Raw genomic sequence first — 15662 nt, 5'->3', positions numbered from 1 at the left:
CCCGCCTTCCATTAGAGGGAGGTGAGAAAACCATTGAAAATGAGCGGTTGCCGTGGGGGTGCCATTCCTGCTTCCGTGGGGGGGAGGAGCGCCGTTCCGCGAGCCTCTCCGCTGATCTAACAAGCTGTCCGGATCCCATGCGTTTGCTCGTGATCGAAGATCATCCCGCCCTCCGGGAAGGCGTCTGCCAATTCCTCCGCGAGGCCGGGTTTCTGGTGGATAGCGAAAGCGGTGGTGAGGAAGGCCTATGGGCCGCCCAAAACGGCGGCTATGATGTGATCCTTCTGGATCTCATGCTCCCTGGCATCGATGGCATGTCGATCCTGCGCCGACTGCGTGCCCAGGAGAATCCCGTGCACATCCTCGTGATCAGCGCCCGGGATGGCTTGGAGGACCGCTTGGAAGCACTGGACGCGGGCGCGGACGACTATCTGGTAAAGCCGTTTCCCCTGGCGGAAGCACTGGCGCGCGTGCGGGCGCTGCTGCGGCGCAGCTACGGGAGAAAAAGTCCCGTCATGCGCACGGCGGATTTGGAGATCGACCCGATCCGCCGCAGCGTCGCCCGCGGCGGGCGGGTGATCGAATTTACCCCGCTTGAGTACCGCTTGCTCGAATACCTCGCCTACCGTGCCGGCGAAGTCGTCTCCCGGACCGATATCTGGGAGCACGTCTTTGAAGAGGGTACCGGGGGCACCAGCAACATCGTGGATGTCTACGTCAGCTACCTCCGCAAGAAGCTCAATGCGGAGGACGCGCCCGATCTTATTCAAACCCGCCGGGGTCACGGCTACGTCCTCGAGGCACCCGTTTCATGAAGGTGCCATCGATCCGCCGTTCGCTTTTGCTGCGCTGCGGATTCGGCGTCGGCGGGCTGCTTTGCCTGTTGTCCGCGGCGATCTACCTGCTGGTGGAGAGTAGCCTCTACGGAGAGCTGGACGATTCCATCAAGCAGACCGCGGCGATTCTCTCCAACCAGGTGGAATTGGAGAACGACACGATCACCTACGAATGGCAGGAAGGCCTCGGGACGAACCGGGCCTTGGTCGAAGGGGCGCTTTTCCAGTTTTGGAATGACTCGACCGGCGCGACGACCCGCTCGCCCGCACTGCATTGGCGCGATCTTCCTTTATTCCACGGCGTAGGAGGAGCGCCGCTGCTGCGCAATATCCGCCTGTCCGATGGCCATCACGCGCGTGCGGTGGGTCTGCGGATCTATCCCTTCGTGCTGCCGGAAGAAGTCGCGGCGATGAAAGCGCGGGGCAATCCGATCGATCCGGCAACCCTTCCGCAGACGCTGGTGGTGGCGCGTGATGCAGAGCCTGTCCATCATGCGCTGGAACGTTTGCGGTGGATGCTCATCGTCGGCAGCCTGCTCACGCTGGGCCTCGGCTTCCTCCTGGTGGAGCGTGCGGTGCGGGTTTCTCTGCGGCCCATTCACGAGCTGGCGACCGATGTGCAAGAGCGTGCCGGGCACCGTCTGGACGAGCCGCTGGCCCTGCCGGAAGATTTGCCGGGCGAACTCAGGGGATTGGCCACTCATTTCAATCTGCTGCTTTCCCGTGTGGCCGCGATCCGCCAGCGCGAGCGCGACTTCATCCGGCATGCCGCGCACGAGTTGCGTACGCCCATCGCCGGCCTGCGTGCCACCACCGATCTCGCGCTTTCGCAGGAGCGGGATGCCGTTGCTTATGCCGGCCATCTTGCGGCCTGCCAAAAATCCGCGCTCGAGCTTGGCGAACTGGTGAAGCGCCTGTCCGCGCTGGCCCGTATCGGACAACCCGCTTCGCCCGCGGCGCTCGAAATTCTCGATGTGACCGTATTGGTGCGCGAGTGTTGGAAGTCATTCGCGGTCACTGCGCGCGAGCGTGGCTTGATCTTGGCCGATGAGTGCGGTCCCGATCCGGTGTTCGTGATGGTGGACCTCGCGCTGCTCAGAATCGTCTTCAACAATCTCTTCGACAACGCCGTGTCCTACGCCGCTGCCCCCGGAATCGTGCGGGTCAGCACACGCAAGGTCGGCGGAGAGGTGGAAGTCGCGATCGCGAATCCGACGCTTGAGCCGATCACCGACACATCGCGCTTGTTCGAGCCGCTGTTCCGGCGCGAATCGTCGCGGCACGATGCCGGAAGCCATCTCGGGATCGGTCTCACCTTGAGCCTCGACGCGGCCCGGGCCATGGGTGGAAGCTTGCGCGCCGGGCAGGCGGGAGACGGGATCGAGTTGCTCGTCGCCTTGCCTGCTGCTGTCGATCCCGCGGCGTGAAGAAAAAGCACCGGACTCACCGGGTTCTCATCTTCGCGCTGCTATCAGGGGCGGGATGACAGTGCACACGCTGCGGCGCCACCGGGTTCCATTGCTTCTCGTTTTCTTCCTGGTGTGCCGCTTGGTCCTGCTGTGTTTCGCGCCGCATACCGACCCTTCCGAATCGCGCTACGCGGAGATCGCGCGCAAGATGGTGGAGACCGGCGATTGGATCACCCCGCAGTTCGACTACGGCGTGCCGTTCTGGGCCAAGCCGCCGCTGGCGATCTGGATGTCGGCTGCGGGAATGAAGCTCTTCGGCGTGAATGAATTCGGCTCGCGGATCATGCTCTTCCTGGCGGCGCTGGCAGTTCTCGCGCTGGTGGCCGATTGCGCCCGGCGCGAGCTGGGCAGGGAAGCCGGATGGCGGGCGGCTCTTTTCCTCACGGGCATGCCGCTGTTCTTCTTCTGTTCCGCCGCGGTGATGACCGATATCGCGCTCCTGCTGGGAAGCACCCTGACGATGGTATGCTTCCGTGCCGCCATCCTGGGTGCTCCGCGGTGGCGGGGCTACGGGGTTTTCGTCGGGCTTGCCATCGGCCTGCTGGCGAAGGGGCCTCTCGCGGTGGTGATCGCCGTGCCACCGATGGCCGCGTGGTTGATTCTGAGCGGGCGCTGGCGGGGATCGTGGAAGGCGCTGCCCTGGGTCTCCGGGAGCTTGTTGATGCTTGCGCTGGCGGTGCCGTGGTATGTGGCGGCGGAACACAGGACTCCGGGCTTCCTCGAGTACTTCCTGGTGGGCGAGCACTGGAAGCGCTTCACGGTGCGCGGCTGGCAGGGCGATCTCTATGGCAATGCCCATCCGGTCCTGCCGGGAATGATCTGGGTGGATCTATTTCTAGGCACCTGCCCCTGGTGCCTCGGTTTGCTTGGTGCCTGGCCATGGCGTGGGGAGCGCCTGCGGAGATGGATGTTGGAAACGGACGCCCGCGGGCTCTATTGGCTTCTTTGGGCGCTCTGGCCGGTGGCCTTCTTCACCCCGGCACGGAACATCATCGCCACCTATCCTCTACCTGCCTTGCCGGCCCTCGCGCTGATCCTCGCCGATCTCGTCGCCCGCCGCGGGGCGACTGCGCGGAGGCTTCATCCCGGGCATCCCGTGATTGCGGGGATCGGGGTCGCGTTCGTGGTCTTGGCGATGGCGGTGATGCTCTTCTTGCCCGCGCGTGCACCGAAGCAATCGGAGCGGGCCTTGGTCCGCCGTTTCGAGAAGGAACGCTCGCCCGGCGATTTCCTCGTCTACTATGGACCTCGTAAATACTCCGCCGAATTCTACACGGAGGGCGGCGTGCGCAGCACGACCTCGGCCGCGGAGTTGACCGGGCGGATGGAGGGGCCGGGGCGCTGCTTTGTCGCGCTGCCGTCTTACTGGATGCCCCTGGTCCCGCCGCCGATCCGCCGGCGTCTGGAGTTCGTCGCAAGCTGGGGTTCGGGTTGCTCCCTCTACGTCGAGCGCACCGACCTGCCGCACATGGCCGGCATCGATCCTTCGAAAACCACACCCATCGGGAACTGACATGAAGCCATCGCTCGCCCCGGTACCTCCGCTGACCGTCACGGTCCGGCCCTCGATCACCTGCGTGGTGCCTGCCTACAACGAGGCGGACGGAATTGCCCGCTTCCTCGGCAGCCTGTGCTCCCACCTCGCGACACTCTCCACACATTACGACGTGATCGTGGTGGACGATGGCAGCCGCGACGGCACCGGCCTGGAGGTGATCGCGGCCTCGGGCGGTCTGCCGGTGCGCTTGCTTTCGCTGTCCCGGAATTTCGGCAAGGAGGCGGCCATCAGCGCGGGACTGGACGAGTCCGCGGGGGAGGTGGTGGTGATCATCGATGCCGACTTCCAGCAACCCTTCCACGTCATCGATGAATTCATCCGTCAGTGGCAGCAAGGCTACGACATGGTCTACGGCCTGCGCACGAACCGTGATACGGATCCGCCCGTACGGCGGATGTTAAGCCGGATCTTCTATCGCATGCTCAGCTGCTGGTCTTCCGTGGAGATCCCGGCGGATGCGGGTGATTTCCGTCTGCTGGACCGGCGGGTGGTCAGTGCCCTGAAGGATCTGCCGGAGCGCAGCCGCTTCATGAAGGGGCTCTACAACTGGGTGGGCTTCCGCTCGGTAGCCATTCCCTTCGTCTACGGAGAGCGCCATGCGGGGCGATCGAAGTTCAACTTCGCGCGGCTCTTCGACCTCGCGATGACCGGTCTTACCTCGTTCTCGGTCTTCCCCTTGCGCTTGTGGGTGGCGGCGGGGGCGATGATCTCCGGTTGTTCGATCGTCTATGCCGTCTTCATCATCGCGCGCACCTTGCTCCGCGGTACCGACGTGCCCGGCTGGGCCTCGCTCGCCGTGGCGGTCAGCTTCCTCGGCGGGGTGCAATTGTTGTCGATCGGCATCCTCGGTGAATACGTCGCCCGCATCTTCACCGAGGTGAAAGGTAGGCCCAACTACGTGGTGGCGGAGCGTCACGGATTTCCTGCCGACCGCTCGTGAATCTCATCCTGCAGCTTTCCCGATTCGGGTGCGTGGGAGCGGCGGCTTCGATCGTGCATCTGGCGGTCGTCGCAGCACTGGTTCCTCTGGGCTGCGCTCCGGGGTGGGCGAACCTCGCGGCGTTCTTCATCGCCTTCGAGGTGAGCTACCGCGGGCATCGCGGCTGGACCTTCCGGGATGGCAGCGGAAGACACGCGAGGCGGCGGATGTTTCTCACGGCCGCCGTCGCGTTTGCCTTCAATGAGGCGGCTTATCTCTTTTTGCTGGGCGGCGCTTCGATGGATTACCGGCTGGCACTCGCCGTGGTTCTTGCGGTGCAAGCGTTGGCCACCTTTGTGATCACCCGGAATTGGGTGTTCCGGCGGCAGGAAGGCTAGCGTTTCCCCTTCCGCACCTTCTTCACGAACTTCTCCATCGCCGCCTGCTGGCGCTCGATCTCGGCGACCAGTTTGAACTGGGTGCGGCAGCGGTCGAGGTTGTGGCCCTCGCGGTGGATCTTGAAGTAGCTATCGCCTTCGAGAAAGTCGGTGAGGAAGCGGATGCCCGTTTCCATCGTGATCAGCTTGCCGCTGAAGGCGAGGTGCTCCGCTTCAGCGTCGTTCAGGAAATCGCCGGCGGCATCGAGGTAGCCATCCACGAGAGCCTCGAACATCGGCATCTGCATGACCACCTTCGAGAGATCCTCCTCGTCCTCCGCCGCCGGGCTGGTGGCGGTGCGGATCAGGTCGCCGAAGTCGTAGAGCGAGGCGCCCGGCATCACGGTGTCGAGGTCGATCACGCAGACGGCCTCGTCGGAATCGCCGTCGATCATCACGTTGTTGATCTTGGTGTCGTTGTGGGTGATGCGGGTCGGGATCAGGTGGGTGGCCAGCAGGTCGAGCACGACATCGACGTCCTGTTCGCGGCGGCGGACGAAGTCGAGTTCCGGGCCGACCGCGCCGGCCCGGCCGTGCGGGTCGGCATCGGCCATCCGCATCAGGCGCTCGAAGCGCTTGCGGGTGTGGTGGAAGTCGGGGATGGTTTCCTCGATTTCGCTGGCTGGCAGGTCGCTGACGAGGTCCTGGAAGGAGCCGAAGGCGCGGGCCGCCTGGTAAGCTTGGCGGGTGTTCTCGATGATGTCGTAGGTGACGCAGCCCTCGATCGAATTGTAGCAGCGCCAGACCCCGCCGTTCGGCCCGAAGACCCAGGACCGTCCGCCGCGGCCCGGGTAGAGGTTGAGCGTCTGGCCGCCGAGGTCCTTTTTGACCCGCAGGACCTTCCAGTTGATATGCCGGGTCACGCACTCGACATTGCGCATCACGGCTACGGGATCCTTGAAGACCTTCTCGTTGATCCTCTGGAGGATGTAGCGCTGGCGGCTGCCATTCGCCGTCTCGAAGGTCACCCGGAAGGTCGAATTGATGTGCCCGCTCTCGATTTCCTCGCCTTGGACAAAGTCCCCTTCGATCGCGAATTGATTGGCGATGTGGGCGACGGATGCCTGCTGGGCAGCATCGACTTGGCGGACGGGCGAGGTAGTCGGGACCATGAGGCTCAAATTTTGCGCGGGAAAGCGAGCGAGTTAGCAGCCACCCGGCAGGAAGACAAACTTGAAATCCATCCGCCGGGGAGAACTCAATGGGGGCGGCGATGAATCCGGCTATTCCCTACACTTACCCCGGGATCGGGAAGGACGTCGCGCGGCTCAAGGAATTGCTCGCGCTGGGCCTATGCACGTCCGGCTGGCTGGCCCCGCCCAAACCGGCACTGCTGAACCTGGCCTGCGGGCGGGCGGATGAGACGGGAGTCCTGCTATCTTCGGTCGCGCCGCTGGCGGAGGAATTGTTCTATCTCGGCATCGACCTGCGGCCTGCGGAAATCGCCGAGGCGAAGGCGCGCTGGCTGCCGCTGGCCCCGCCGGGCTGGCAGCTCGACTTCCGCGCCGGGGATGCCTCGCGGACCGATCGCATGAAGCAGCTCCCGCCCTTCGATCTGGTCTTCATCCGCCACCAGAACTACTGGCACGACCCGGCGACCTGGCTGGTTCTTTTCAAGAATGCCCTCGGCTCGCTCAAGCCCGGTGGAGTGCTTCTGATCACTTCCTACTTCGATCGGGAGCACGAGCTGGCGATGGCCTGCCTGGCCCAGTGCGGGGCGCTCAAGCTAGCGGACCTGCATCATCCGAATGCCCGGCCGCTGCCGGATGCGCCGAAAAAGGCGGTGGACCGGCGTCTGGCGGTTTTCCGGGCGACCTGAAGTGCGGGGTCGCCCGGGCCTTACAATTCGGTCGGGCCGAGCCGGAGGAGGGAATAGAGCTTCTTGCTGGCGATCTTGCGCACTGCCAGATAGTTCAGCTTCTCTCCCTGCTTGAGGATTCTCTCGAGGTCTGCCCTTTGCATGCCGCTTCGTTTGACAAGATCGGATCCGGTGAATTCGATGTCAGCCTCCGTAAAGATGCTCTGCAGCGTCTCCAGGATTTCTTCATCGCTTTCCGTTTCGGGGATCAGGATCTCTGCTTCGCAGACGAAATGGCTTTCGAAAAAGAGCAGTGGTTCGGGGATTCCCCGATCTTCCGCTTCCCGCAGTGCGAGGGTTTTAATGCGGAGGACATATTCGGTCCAAGCCTCTCCACCTTGGAACCCGATCACTTCCATTTCCCGCGGGCTAATTCCCAGTCGCTGGGAAATTTCCGCATGCTCGCGATTGATATCCGCAGTCTTCTTCGGAGTTAGGGACGCGTTTCCGTAGATGGTCTTAAGCTCGCTCTTGGTCAGCGGCTCGAAGCCTTTGAACGCCGAATCGAGAGAAAACGCGGTCGTTTTCCGAAGCTTGGACGGTCGCTGAATCCGGTTCAAATGGATGGCGAGGATCGTTCTGATGTACGCTGAGATATCGAAGAATTCATCGGACTCCTGGACCTCGTCCATTTGGAGCGGCACTCCGGTGAGTTTGATCAGTCTCTTGAGGAGAGACAACTTCTCCCTCTTCTCGGTGGCCGATGCCAATGCCCTCTCATAATTGTTCCTAACCTGGGCATAGAGCCTGCCGTCAATGAGGGCCTTTCCTTCGGAACTCCAGTAAGCCCCCAGATCGGCATGGTCTGCATCCATCCCCAGGATGGTTTCGACCCTGGTGGGGGTCTTGAGATCCCTCAGCTTGGTGAACGGGGATTTGAATAGATCCCTGATTCTCAATTCGCCGGTCTTATTGGAACCGGGTTCCGCTGCCGGATATTCGATTCCCAAGCTGACCAGAATCCTCACCGCCTCCAGCGATTTCGCAAGTGAGTCGCGGGACGATGCTCCCTTCAGCGAGTGCTTGGTGCTCCAAAAGAGAGTGCAATCAACAAGGTCATTCTCGATAGGGTCGATAGGCAAGGATTGGTCCAAGGCTTCGGAAATCCATCGGTCGATGGGGAGCCAATCAGAAGAGATAGCAAGATGTTCCATATCGAAGGAGTCACATGTCCATGAACTCGTCCATGTTGGTGGTGGCTTCCGCGCCGAACTTTTTGGTCGCGCGTTTGTGGAATTTCGAGAGCGTCACCTTGACGAATTTCCAGCGCCGTTCCTCGGACGCGCTATCAAAGGAAGATTCCTCCGAATCGGAATCCTCATCCCCCCCGCCATCCAGGACGCTCTTTCCCATCGCTCCATTGACGGTCCGGAGGAGTTCGTCCGAAAGATCGAGATTCTTGGCGATTTCCGCCACGGTGCCCACTTCGCCCCCTGAGATGATATTGCCGAGTTCATCCCCGTGGTAGCTGACATCGCACATGATGCAGGCCGCGATCACCTCCATGTGGTCATCGATGAGGTTCCTGAACTCCACCTGCTTTTCCAGCGGCCTTGTCAGGATCACCGAGGTAAGGAAGTCGCTCAGATCCTGCGCCGGACCTTTCGGGTTTTCCAAGATGCGGCTGGAACTCCGCCGCGCCAGGATCGCGAGCATGCAATCCTCGGCGATCTTCGGGTTGATCAAAGCGGCGGCCTGGTTCGGCTTGGTGTAGTCGAAGGCCTCGCTGAAGAGCCGGGCCACGTCCACGGTTTCCATCTCGGCGATCACCGCCGAAAGAGCCTGGTCCCCCTGGTTGTTCGCGATCAACTCCATCACCGCATTGGCGCGGCTCGGATCCTTGATCCGATCAAGAATCAGGAGCTTGTAGTCGGCTTGTTCGTCCTGCATATTACTTTTTGAGATTGTTCAGAAAGACTTTCGTCTTCGGGTTGTTGGCGAGGGAATGAGCGATGAAGATCGCCATCGCGGCATGGGAGGGGTAGTTCTCCTTCATCTCCTTCCACTTGGGAATCTTCGAGGAAGCGATCGATGCCACCTTTTTCGAAGTCATCGTTTCCAGATGCTCCTCCAGATTGTCTTGGGGCCACTCGATCGAACCCCGGAGCTTCCTGACGAAAGCCGCATCATTGAAGTGAATATGTCCGGCGAAGATGGCGAAGATGTACTCGGGGGTGGCGAGAAAGTCCGCGATGGGAGTCTTGGCGAGTTCGTTCTGGAGTTTGAGAAATTGATCCCACTTGGTGTCGGCTTCCATCGATGCGAACGAATCAACAAGTTCCGTTGCGCTTAAATTGATTTCCTCGTAATTCATGATGGTCTTCTCGCCGGGATGGATTGCAGATAATCTCTCGTCAGATCGAGGGCTTCCTTCCTCGCGTCATTGACCCCGCTGCGGCGTCGCTCGAGATCGTAGACGGCCCGTTTCACCGGGTCTCCGACCAGTGAGTAGGCCTCCTGGATGTTTTTGAACTCCTCCTCGTCTCCCCCGACGTCCGGATGATGAACGCGCGCGAGGTTCCGGTAGGACTCCTTGATTTCGCGATCCGACGCGGTCGCGGCTAGCTTGAGAGTCTTGTAGGGGTCGGTAACAGGCATTGGGTGGGCAGATGGCTCGGCTCGATTGGTGGCCGGTCAACTCGTAACCCGCGGTGGGAACGCGGCGCAAGGTAATCAAAAAAGCACGCGGGTGGCGTGCCAATGGCTTGTCGGTCATCCGGAGGTATCCACGGAGCGGGCCCGCCCCCGCCGGCTGAGGGCTTGCGGGGCCCCCCCGGGACGCGGACCGCGTGCGCTACTGCTGGACCAGCGCGAACTTCAGCTCTGCCTCGGAAGCCACGTCGCCGCCGACCAGGCAGCGGCACTTCGTCTGGCCGATGCTACCGCGGATCTTGATCACCTCAGCCTCGATGTAGAGCGTATCGCCGGGCAGGACCGGGCGGCGCCACTTCACATTGTCCGCGCTCATGAAGTAGCCGATCTTGCCGACATTCTCGGGCTTGCGGAGCATCAGCACGCTGGAGACCTGTGCCATCGCTTCGAGCTGGAGGACGCCGGGCATGATCGGATGGCCGGGGAAGTGGCCGATGAAGTAGGGCTCGTTGATGGTGACGTTTTTCACGCCGGTGCATTTCGTATCCCCGACCATGTCGATGATCCGGTCGACCATCAGGAAGGGATAGCGGTGCGGGAGGATTTTGAGGACGTCATTGATGTCCAGGACGGTCTCGCCGGTTGGCAGGATGAAGGGCGCGGCCAGCGAGCGGACGCGGGCGTATTCGCGCTTCAGGGTGGCGGCGAGTTTCGAGTTCGGGCCGTGGCCGGGCTTCACGGCGATGACGTGGCCGAGGATGCGTTTGCCGCTCAGGATCAGGTCCCCGATCATGTCGAGCGCCTTGTGGCGGGCGAATTCATTCGAGAAGCGCAGCGGTTCCTTGGTCATCACCTGCTCGCCGCGGATCACGATCGCGCTCTCCAGCGAGCCGCCCTTGATCAAGCCCTTGTCGAGCAGGGGTTTGACGTCCTCGTAGTAAACGAAGGTCCGTGCCGGCGCGATTTCCTTCTCGTAGGTCTCGGGTGTGATCTCCGCGGAGAAGTACTGGGTGAAGCGGCCGTCCGGCCCGACATTGGTCACCGAGACCCGGAAGGTCTTGCTGGGAACGATGGTGATCAGGCTGCCATCGCCGCTTTCCTGGTGGATCGGCTCGCGGATCTCCCAAGTCTTGCGCGGGGCATCCTGCGCGGCCAGGCCGGCCTTCTTGATCAGCTCCACGAAGGGCCGGGCCGAGCCGTCGCCAATCGGCGGCTCGTTGGCATCCATCTCGATGATCGCATTGTCCACGCCCATTCCGGTCAGGGCGGAGAGCACGTGCTCGACGGTGTGAACTTTCACGGAACCCTCGGCGAGGGTGGTGGCGCGTTCGACCGTCTTCACCTTGTCCGCATCCGCATCAATGAAGGGCTGGTCCGGCAGATCGATCCGGCGGAATTTGAAGCCGTGGTCCGCGGGCGCGGGCTTGAGGGTCAGGCTGACCTTGGCCCCGGTGTGCAGGGAGGTTCCTTCAAGCGTGGCAGGTGAGGCTAGCGTGTGCTGCGCGTCGGCGGGCATGGGCGCAGGGGAAAGTTCCAAGTCACAAGTGCCAAGTTCCAAATGAATTGCCGCCGGAGAATTCTCGATTGGCACTTGGCGCTTTTTCCTTGGAAGTTCCCGCCGTGCGCGCCGTCACCGAGTTCCAAGTGATCGACGAGTGTGAGGACTGGATCGTCGTGGACAAGCCCGCGCCGCTGGCGGTCCATCCGGCCAATGGCAAGGTCGAGGCGACGCTGCTCGGGGGACTGGAGCAGCTTTTGCTCTATGAAAGAGCCAATGGAGCACGGCTCTCGATTCTGACCCGCCTCGACCGTGAAACCAGCGGTCTGGTGCTGGTGGCCAAGAACGCTGCCGCGGCACGGCACTTCTCGCTGCAATTCCAGGACCGCCGGGTGGAAAAGGAATACTTCGCCCTGGTCCACGGCTGGCCGGAATGGGAGACGCTGCGGGTGGAAGCTTCCATCGTCCGGGGTGGCGGAGCCGTCTGGCTGCGGCAGGCCGTCGATCCGGCGGGCCGGGACTGCATTACGGGTTTCCGGGTGGAGAAACGCTTTTCCAATGCGCTGGGCCGCTTCTCCCTGCTGCGCTGTTTTCCGGAATCCGGGCGCATGCACCAGATCCGCGTGCATCTGGAGCATGCCGGGCACCCCTTGGTGGGAGACAAGATCTACGGGACGGACGGGGCTCCCTATTTAGAGCAGTTCGCCGGGAGGCTTTCGGACGCGTCGGTCGCCCGGCTGATCCTGCCTAGGCATGCGCTGCACGCCTGCCGTCTCGTCGTGGGCTGGCAGGGGAGTCCGCTGGAATGGTTCTCGCCCCTCCCGGAGGATCTCGCCACTTTCGCAGCCCTCTGAAATTTCAAATCCCAGACCCTCAAATTTCAAATTTTTGGCCCCATGCCTTCGCTCCGAGACATCGTTGACTTCCTCGATACCGAACTCCGAATCCGCGAAATCCCGGACTACGCCGGCGCGGTCAATGGCCTCCAGCTTGAGAACGGCGGTAGCGTGACGCGGATCGCGGCGGCGGTGGATGCCTCGCTGCCGGTGGTGGAGGCCGCGGTTGCCGCCGGGGCGGATCTGCTACTGGTCCATCACGGGATGTTTTGGCAAGGTGCCCAGCCGCTGACCCGGGCGTTTTACCAGAAGATTAAGGCCGCCATGGATGCCGGTCTGGCGATCTACTCTTCCCACCTGCCGCTCGACGTGCATCCGGAACTCGGGAACAATGCGCTCCTGCTCAAGGCCCTGGGGATTGCTGTAAGCGGCACATTCTTCGAGTGGAAAGGGCTTCATATCGGACTTCTCGCCGATGTGGAGATCGCCCGCACGACTTTGGTGGAGAAGCTTTCCGCGGCGGTGGGCGGATCGGTCCACGTTTGTCCGGGCGGGCCGGAGATCGTGCGGAAGATAGGTCTCGTCACCGGTGGGGCAGGAGCGGAAGTCGCGATGTGTGCGGCAGCGGGAGTTGATACATTCATCACCGGGGAGGGTCCTCACTGGAGCTATCCGCTCGCGGAAGAGCTTGGTATCAACCTTTTGTACGCCGGCCACTACGCCACCGAGACCTTTGGTGTGAAGGCCTTGGCCGCGCGGCTGGCCGGCGACCATGGGATTCCGTGGTCCTTCATGGATCATCCTACCGGACTCTGAGCCATGGAGGAGATCGGACCTGAATTCTTCGAGCGCCACCCTGTCGATTGCGCCCGCGATCTGATCGGTGCGGTCTTCCGCTGGCATGGCTGCGCGGGGCGGATTGTCGAGACGGAGGCCTATACCGCCGAGAATGACGAAGCCGCCCATCCCTTTTTCCGACCGAGCAGCCGCCGTTTCATCGCGGAGCATCCGGTCGGCACGGCCTATGTTTACCTGAACTACGGGGTGCACTGGCTCTTCAACGTGCTGGTCAAAGGCCCCGAGATGGCGGGGTTCGTCCTTTTCCGCGCCTTGGAACCGCTCGAAGGGCTCGAGTGGATGATGGAGCGGCGGGGCGGGGGAGTGCCGCGCAGCCTGTGCAGCGGACCCGGCAAGCTGACCAAGGCGCTGGGAATCGATGGGGCAGCCCACGGGATGGATTTCCTCGGCCGGCCGGAAACCGGAATCTCCGCCGGCAGGACGGGTGCGGTGGCGGAGGGCGTCCGGATCGGGATCTCGCGCTCCACCGATCTGCCTTGGCGCTTCCACGAGCGTGGCAATCCTCACGTCAGCCGCTAGGAAGCCGCCGCTGGAGCGGGTGAAGGGAATCGAACCCTCGTATGCAGCTTGGGAAGCTGCCGTTCTACCATTGAACTACACCCGCCGGTCCGGCGTGCCCCAGCGGCCTACCTTCCCGGGCCTTTGCTGGCAACCGAAATCCGCGCGAAGTCAGGACCCGCGCGATCGCGTAGGGGTCCGTGGAAGGTCGGGAAATCACGCAAAAAAGAGCTTGCGGGCGTTTCCCGTGGGCTGTTAGCTTCGCCCCAAGTTCGCGGGTATAGCTTAGTGGTAAAGCTCTAGCCTTCCAAGCTAGCTATGTGGGTTCGATTCCCACTACCCGCTCCAATTGCCAGGATCCCGACATTCACGATCTGATTCACAACATGAAAACCACCATCCGACTTGCGCTGGCGGCCACTGCGCTGGGCATGCTTCCTGCCACCAGCATGGCCGAGGCCGATTGCCTCAAAATCGCCGTTTCGGTGAAGCACGCGGTCGCTGCCCAGCCCGCCGAAGTTCTCCAGATCGTCGAAAAGGAGGTCGCCGCGAATCCCGCTTGCTCTTGCGAGGTCGTCAAGGCTGCCATCGAGACCTCCAAGGCCGACGTGAAGACCGTCGCCAAGATTGTCGAGACCGCCGCTTCTGTCGCTCCCGATAAGATGCGCCTGATCTCTCAATGCGCGGTTGCCGTTTCTCCTGAATCCCTCAGCGCCGTGCAATCGGTGATGAGCCGGCTTGACCCCAGCAAGGGTGAGGGCGGTTACAGCGCGAAGGGTGGCAAGGTTTCCGACGTGGCCGTGAAGCCCGCTTGGAACCCGCTCGACTTCCCCGGTCAAGGCCCCGTGGGTCCAACCCCGGGCGGCCCGCCGATGCTGCCTCCCGGCCTCCCGCCGACGATCCCGCCGATCATCGTGCCGCCGGTGAATACCGATATCGACCGTCCGATCATCGACGACGGCGGCGATGACGATGGCGGCAAGGGTGACCCGATCCCTAACTAACTGAGTTCCGCTGCCCAAACTCAGCACTTCCGAATTATTTCAATTTCCTCATGAAACGCAGCTTCCTTACTACCCTCGCCGCCGCCTCCGTGATCGGAGCCGTTCAGGCCGATCTCTACCACGTTTCCGAAGAAGCGCAGGAGAGCATGCCTCTGAAGTGGACCGCAGGGATCAACCTGACGTGGGATGACAACGTCAACCCGACGGCCGTTGGTGCCGGCGCGGATGACGACGCCGTCAGCACCAATCCTTACGTCGGCCTGTCGCTCGTGTCGATCACGCCGCAGACGACTTGGGACGTGTATGCCCGCGTCGGCGCCATTTACTACTTCGATGAACCCAAGGCCCTCGGTTCCGAGGATCTTTACGGCCAGTTCCGGGCCGGGGTGAACTTCACCCATCGCGTCAGCGAGCGCCTGCGCTTTTCGAGCCGCAACCACATCTCCTACGAGTTGGAGCCGGATTACGCCTACGGCTACGCCACCTCCCGTCAGGTGGGTGAGTATCTCTACTGGCAGACCGACAACTCGGTGGGTTACCGCTGGACCGAGCGTTTGGCCACCTACACGGGCTTCACGCTTTCCGAACTCGACTACGATTCGACCGTGCCGAATGCGGACCGCTTCACGTGGACGGTCTACAACCAGTTCCGCTACCAGCTCACGCCGCAAACGGTGCTGACGGCTGACTACCGCTACTCCGAGACCTCCGGTGATGGCGTGGCCTCTGATTCCACGAACCACTACCTGCTTGCCGGTGTCGAGCACCGCTTCAGCCCGAACACGATCATGATCGCCCGCGTGGGTGCCCAGTTCCGTGAAGTGGATTCCATCAACGGTGACAATACGACCGATCCTTACGCGGAGTTGATGTTCAACACCCGCGTGAACGAGGCGTTCATGATTCGCTCCTTCCTGCGCTACGGCATTGAGGATTACGACACGGTGGTCAGCACGCCGTTTCTCACCGAATTCGACTCCCGCAAAACCCTGCGCATCGGACTTTCCGGTGACTACGCCATTTCCCAGAAGCTCTCGGTCTTCGGCGGTGTCGATTACATCATGTCCGACTTTGAAGACGGCCGCCTCGTTGGCACCGGCTTGGCTGCCGGTGGCTCCCCGAGCGAAGATCTGGTCAATGCCTACATTGGCCTCTCGCTGAAGTTCACCCAGAACTTCTCCGGCGATATCTCCTACAACTACACCGATTCCAGTTCCGACCTGCCCTTCCGCAGCTACGACCGGAACCGCGTCAATGTCGGTGTCCGCATGGAGTTCGAGTGAACCCCCTCAGCCACCA

At 62.3% G+C, this 15662-nt stretch carries 17 protein-coding genes and 2 tRNA genes; 12 read left to right on the top strand and 7 right to left on the bottom strand.

Going from position 1 to position 15662, the window contains the following annotated elements; all coding sequences use genetic code 11:
- Positions 1–137: 137 nt before the first annotated feature.
- Genes ABWK72_RS13945 through ABWK72_RS13925 form a run of 5 tightly spaced genes read left to right on the top strand, consistent with a single transcriptional unit; the run spans position 138 to position 5180 of the window.
- Positions 138–815, top strand: coding sequence for a response regulator transcription factor (locus ABWK72_RS13945; RefSeq protein ID WP_367870180.1), 678 nt, complete (start codon positions 138–140; stop codon positions 813–815).
- A gap of 2 nt (positions 816–817) precedes the next feature.
- Positions 818–2263 carry a sensor histidine kinase gene (locus tag ABWK72_RS13940; protein ID WP_367870179.1) on the top strand — a complete coding sequence of 482 codons (1446 nt, stop codon included), beginning with the start codon at positions 818–820 and terminating at the stop codon, positions 2261–2263.
- Positions 2264–2318: 55 nt separating this feature from the next.
- On the top strand, positions 2319–3818 hold the full coding sequence (locus ABWK72_RS13935; RefSeq protein ID WP_367870178.1) for an ArnT family glycosyltransferase: 1500 nt from the start codon (positions 2319–2321) through the stop codon (positions 3816–3818).
- A gap of 1 nt (position 3819) precedes the next feature.
- Complete coding sequence (locus tag ABWK72_RS13930; RefSeq protein ID WP_367870177.1) at positions 3820–4803, top strand: glycosyltransferase family 2 protein; 984 nt, start codon at positions 3820–3822, stop codon at positions 4801–4803.
- Complete coding sequence (locus ABWK72_RS13925; protein WP_367870176.1) at positions 4800–5180, top strand: GtrA family protein; 381 nt, start codon at positions 4800–4802, stop codon at positions 5178–5180. The genes ABWK72_RS13930 and ABWK72_RS13925 overlap by 4 nt, the downstream gene beginning before the upstream one ends.
- Here the strand turns inward: ABWK72_RS13925 and ABWK72_RS13920 are convergent.
- A complete protein-coding gene (locus ABWK72_RS13920; protein ID WP_367870175.1) occupies positions 5177–6331 on the bottom strand; it encodes a phosphotransferase enzyme family protein in 1155 nt (384 codons plus the stop codon). The genes ABWK72_RS13925 and ABWK72_RS13920 overlap by 4 nt on opposite strands.
- A gap of 101 nt (positions 6332–6432) precedes the next feature.
- On the opposite strand from ABWK72_RS13920, the gene ABWK72_RS13915 reads away from it, so the two are divergent.
- Entirely contained in the window at positions 6433–7038 is a 606-nt protein-coding gene (locus ABWK72_RS13915) for a methyltransferase domain-containing protein (RefSeq protein ID WP_367870174.1), read from the top strand.
- Positions 7039–7058: 20 nt separating this feature from the next.
- Here ABWK72_RS13915 and ABWK72_RS13910 read toward each other — a convergent pair whose 3' ends face one another.
- From ABWK72_RS13910 to ABWK72_RS13890, 5 genes are all read right to left on the bottom strand, one after another.
- Positions 7059–8231, bottom strand: a complete 1173-nt coding sequence (locus tag ABWK72_RS13910) for a hypothetical protein (protein ID WP_367870173.1) — start codon at positions 8229–8231, stop codon at positions 7059–7061.
- A 10-nt stretch (positions 8232–8241) separates the two neighbouring features.
- Positions 8242–8967: a hypothetical protein gene (locus ABWK72_RS13905; protein WP_367870172.1), complete on the bottom strand. Its 726-nt coding sequence runs from the start codon at positions 8965–8967 to the stop codon at positions 8242–8244.
- 1 nt (position 8968) lies between these two features.
- The gene (locus tag ABWK72_RS13900; RefSeq protein WP_367870171.1) at positions 8969–9334 is read right to left on the bottom strand and encodes a hypothetical protein; all 366 of its coding nucleotides are present in this window, start codon (positions 9332–9334) and stop codon (positions 8969–8971) included.
- Positions 9335–9387: 53 nt separating this feature from the next.
- Positions 9388–9675 (bottom strand): J domain-containing protein, encoded by a 288-nt coding sequence (locus tag ABWK72_RS13895; RefSeq protein ID WP_367870170.1) that lies wholly within the window; start codon positions 9673–9675, stop codon positions 9388–9390.
- A gap of 196 nt (positions 9676–9871) precedes the next feature.
- A complete protein-coding gene (locus ABWK72_RS13890; protein ID WP_367870169.1) occupies positions 9872–11185 on the bottom strand; it encodes a bifunctional UDP-3-O-[3-hydroxymyristoyl] N-acetylglucosamine deacetylase/3-hydroxyacyl-ACP dehydratase in 1314 nt (437 codons plus the stop codon).
- 104 nt (positions 11186–11289) lie between these two features.
- On the opposite strand from ABWK72_RS13890, the gene ABWK72_RS13885 reads away from it, so the two are divergent.
- Genes ABWK72_RS13885 through ABWK72_RS13875 form a run of 3 tightly spaced genes read left to right on the top strand, consistent with a single transcriptional unit; the run spans position 11290 to position 13380 of the window.
- Entirely contained in the window at positions 11290–12021 is a 732-nt protein-coding gene (locus ABWK72_RS13885) for an RluA family pseudouridine synthase (RefSeq protein WP_367870168.1), read from the top strand.
- 42 nt (positions 12022–12063) lie between these two features.
- The gene (locus ABWK72_RS13880; RefSeq protein ID WP_367870167.1) at positions 12064–12819 is read left to right on the top strand and encodes a Nif3-like dinuclear metal center hexameric protein; all 756 of its coding nucleotides are present in this window, start codon (positions 12064–12066) and stop codon (positions 12817–12819) included.
- A 3-nt stretch (positions 12820–12822) separates the two neighbouring features.
- Positions 12823–13380: a DNA-3-methyladenine glycosylase gene (locus tag ABWK72_RS13875; protein ID WP_367870166.1), complete on the top strand. Its 558-nt coding sequence runs from the start codon at positions 12823–12825 to the stop codon at positions 13378–13380.
- A gap of 11 nt (positions 13381–13391) precedes the next feature.
- On the opposite strand, the gene ABWK72_RS13870 is transcribed toward ABWK72_RS13875, so the two are convergent.
- Positions 13392–13465: transfer RNA gene (locus ABWK72_RS13870), tRNA-Gly, on the bottom strand.
- 168 nt (positions 13466–13633) lie between these two features.
- On the opposite strand from ABWK72_RS13870, the gene ABWK72_RS13865 reads away from it, so the two are divergent.
- From ABWK72_RS13865 to ABWK72_RS13855, 3 genes are all read left to right on the top strand, one after another.
- Positions 13634–13707, top strand: a tRNA-Gly gene (locus ABWK72_RS13865).
- Positions 13708–13745: 38 nt separating this feature from the next.
- On the top strand, positions 13746–14363 hold the full coding sequence (locus tag ABWK72_RS13860; protein WP_367870165.1) for a hypothetical protein: 618 nt from the start codon (positions 13746–13748) through the stop codon (positions 14361–14363).
- A gap of 50 nt (positions 14364–14413) precedes the next feature.
- Positions 14414–15646, top strand: coding sequence for a hypothetical protein (locus tag ABWK72_RS13855; protein ID WP_367870164.1), 1233 nt, complete (start codon positions 14414–14416; stop codon positions 15644–15646).
- The last annotated feature ends 16 nt before the right edge of the window (positions 15647–15662 follow it).

The sequence above is a fragment of the Luteolibacter sp. Populi genome, from assembly GCF_040801775.1.
GTDB lineage: Bacteria > Verrucomicrobiota > Verrucomicrobiia > Verrucomicrobiales > Akkermansiaceae > Haloferula.
The sequence above is the reverse complement of the archived record's forward strand: the minus strand, read 5'-3'. Positions and strand labels throughout refer to the sequence as shown.

Bases quoted from the DNA above. Each gene is read 5' to 3' on its own strand.
- ABWK72_RS13945 (WP_367870180.1), top strand. From the start codon at position 138: ATGCGTTTGCTCGTGATCGAAGATCATCCCGCCCTCCGGGAAGGCGTC.
- ABWK72_RS13935 (WP_367870178.1), top strand. From the start codon at position 2,319: ATGACAGTGCACACGCTGCGGCGCCACCGGGTTCCATTGCTTCTCGTT.
- ABWK72_RS13895 (WP_367870170.1), bottom strand. From the start codon at position 9,675: ATGCCTGTTACCGACCCCTACAAGACTCTCAAGCTAGCCGCGACCGCG.
- ABWK72_RS13910 (WP_367870173.1), bottom strand. From the start codon at position 8,231: ATGGAACATCTTGCTATCTCTTCTGATTGGCTCCCCATCGACCGATGG.
- ABWK72_RS13900 (WP_367870171.1), bottom strand. From the start codon at position 9,334: ATGGAAGCCGACACCAAGTGGGATCAATTTCTCAAACTCCAGAACGAA.
- ABWK72_RS13855 (WP_367870164.1), top strand. From the start codon at position 14,414: ATGAAACGCAGCTTCCTTACTACCCTCGCCGCCGCCTCCGTGATCGGA.
- ABWK72_RS13875 (WP_367870166.1), top strand. From the start codon at position 12,823: ATGGAGGAGATCGGACCTGAATTCTTCGAGCGCCACCCTGTCGATTGC.
- ABWK72_RS13920 (WP_367870175.1), bottom strand. From the start codon at position 6,331: ATGGTCCCGACTACCTCGCCCGTCCGCCAAGTCGATGCTGCCCAGCAG.
- ABWK72_RS13930 (WP_367870177.1), top strand. From the start codon at position 3,820: ATGAAGCCATCGCTCGCCCCGGTACCTCCGCTGACCGTCACGGTCCGG.
- ABWK72_RS13880 (WP_367870167.1), top strand. From the start codon at position 12,064: ATGCCTTCGCTCCGAGACATCGTTGACTTCCTCGATACCGAACTCCGA.
- ABWK72_RS13860 (WP_367870165.1), top strand. From the start codon at position 13,746: ATGAAAACCACCATCCGACTTGCGCTGGCGGCCACTGCGCTGGGCATG.
- ABWK72_RS13915 (WP_367870174.1), top strand. From the start codon at position 6,433: ATGAATCCGGCTATTCCCTACACTTACCCCGGGATCGGGAAGGACGTC.
- ABWK72_RS13890 (WP_367870169.1), bottom strand. From the start codon at position 11,185: ATGCCCGCCGACGCGCAGCACACGCTAGCCTCACCTGCCACGCTTGAA.
- ABWK72_RS13905 (WP_367870172.1), bottom strand. From the start codon at position 8,967: ATGCAGGACGAACAAGCCGACTACAAGCTCCTGATTCTTGATCGGATC.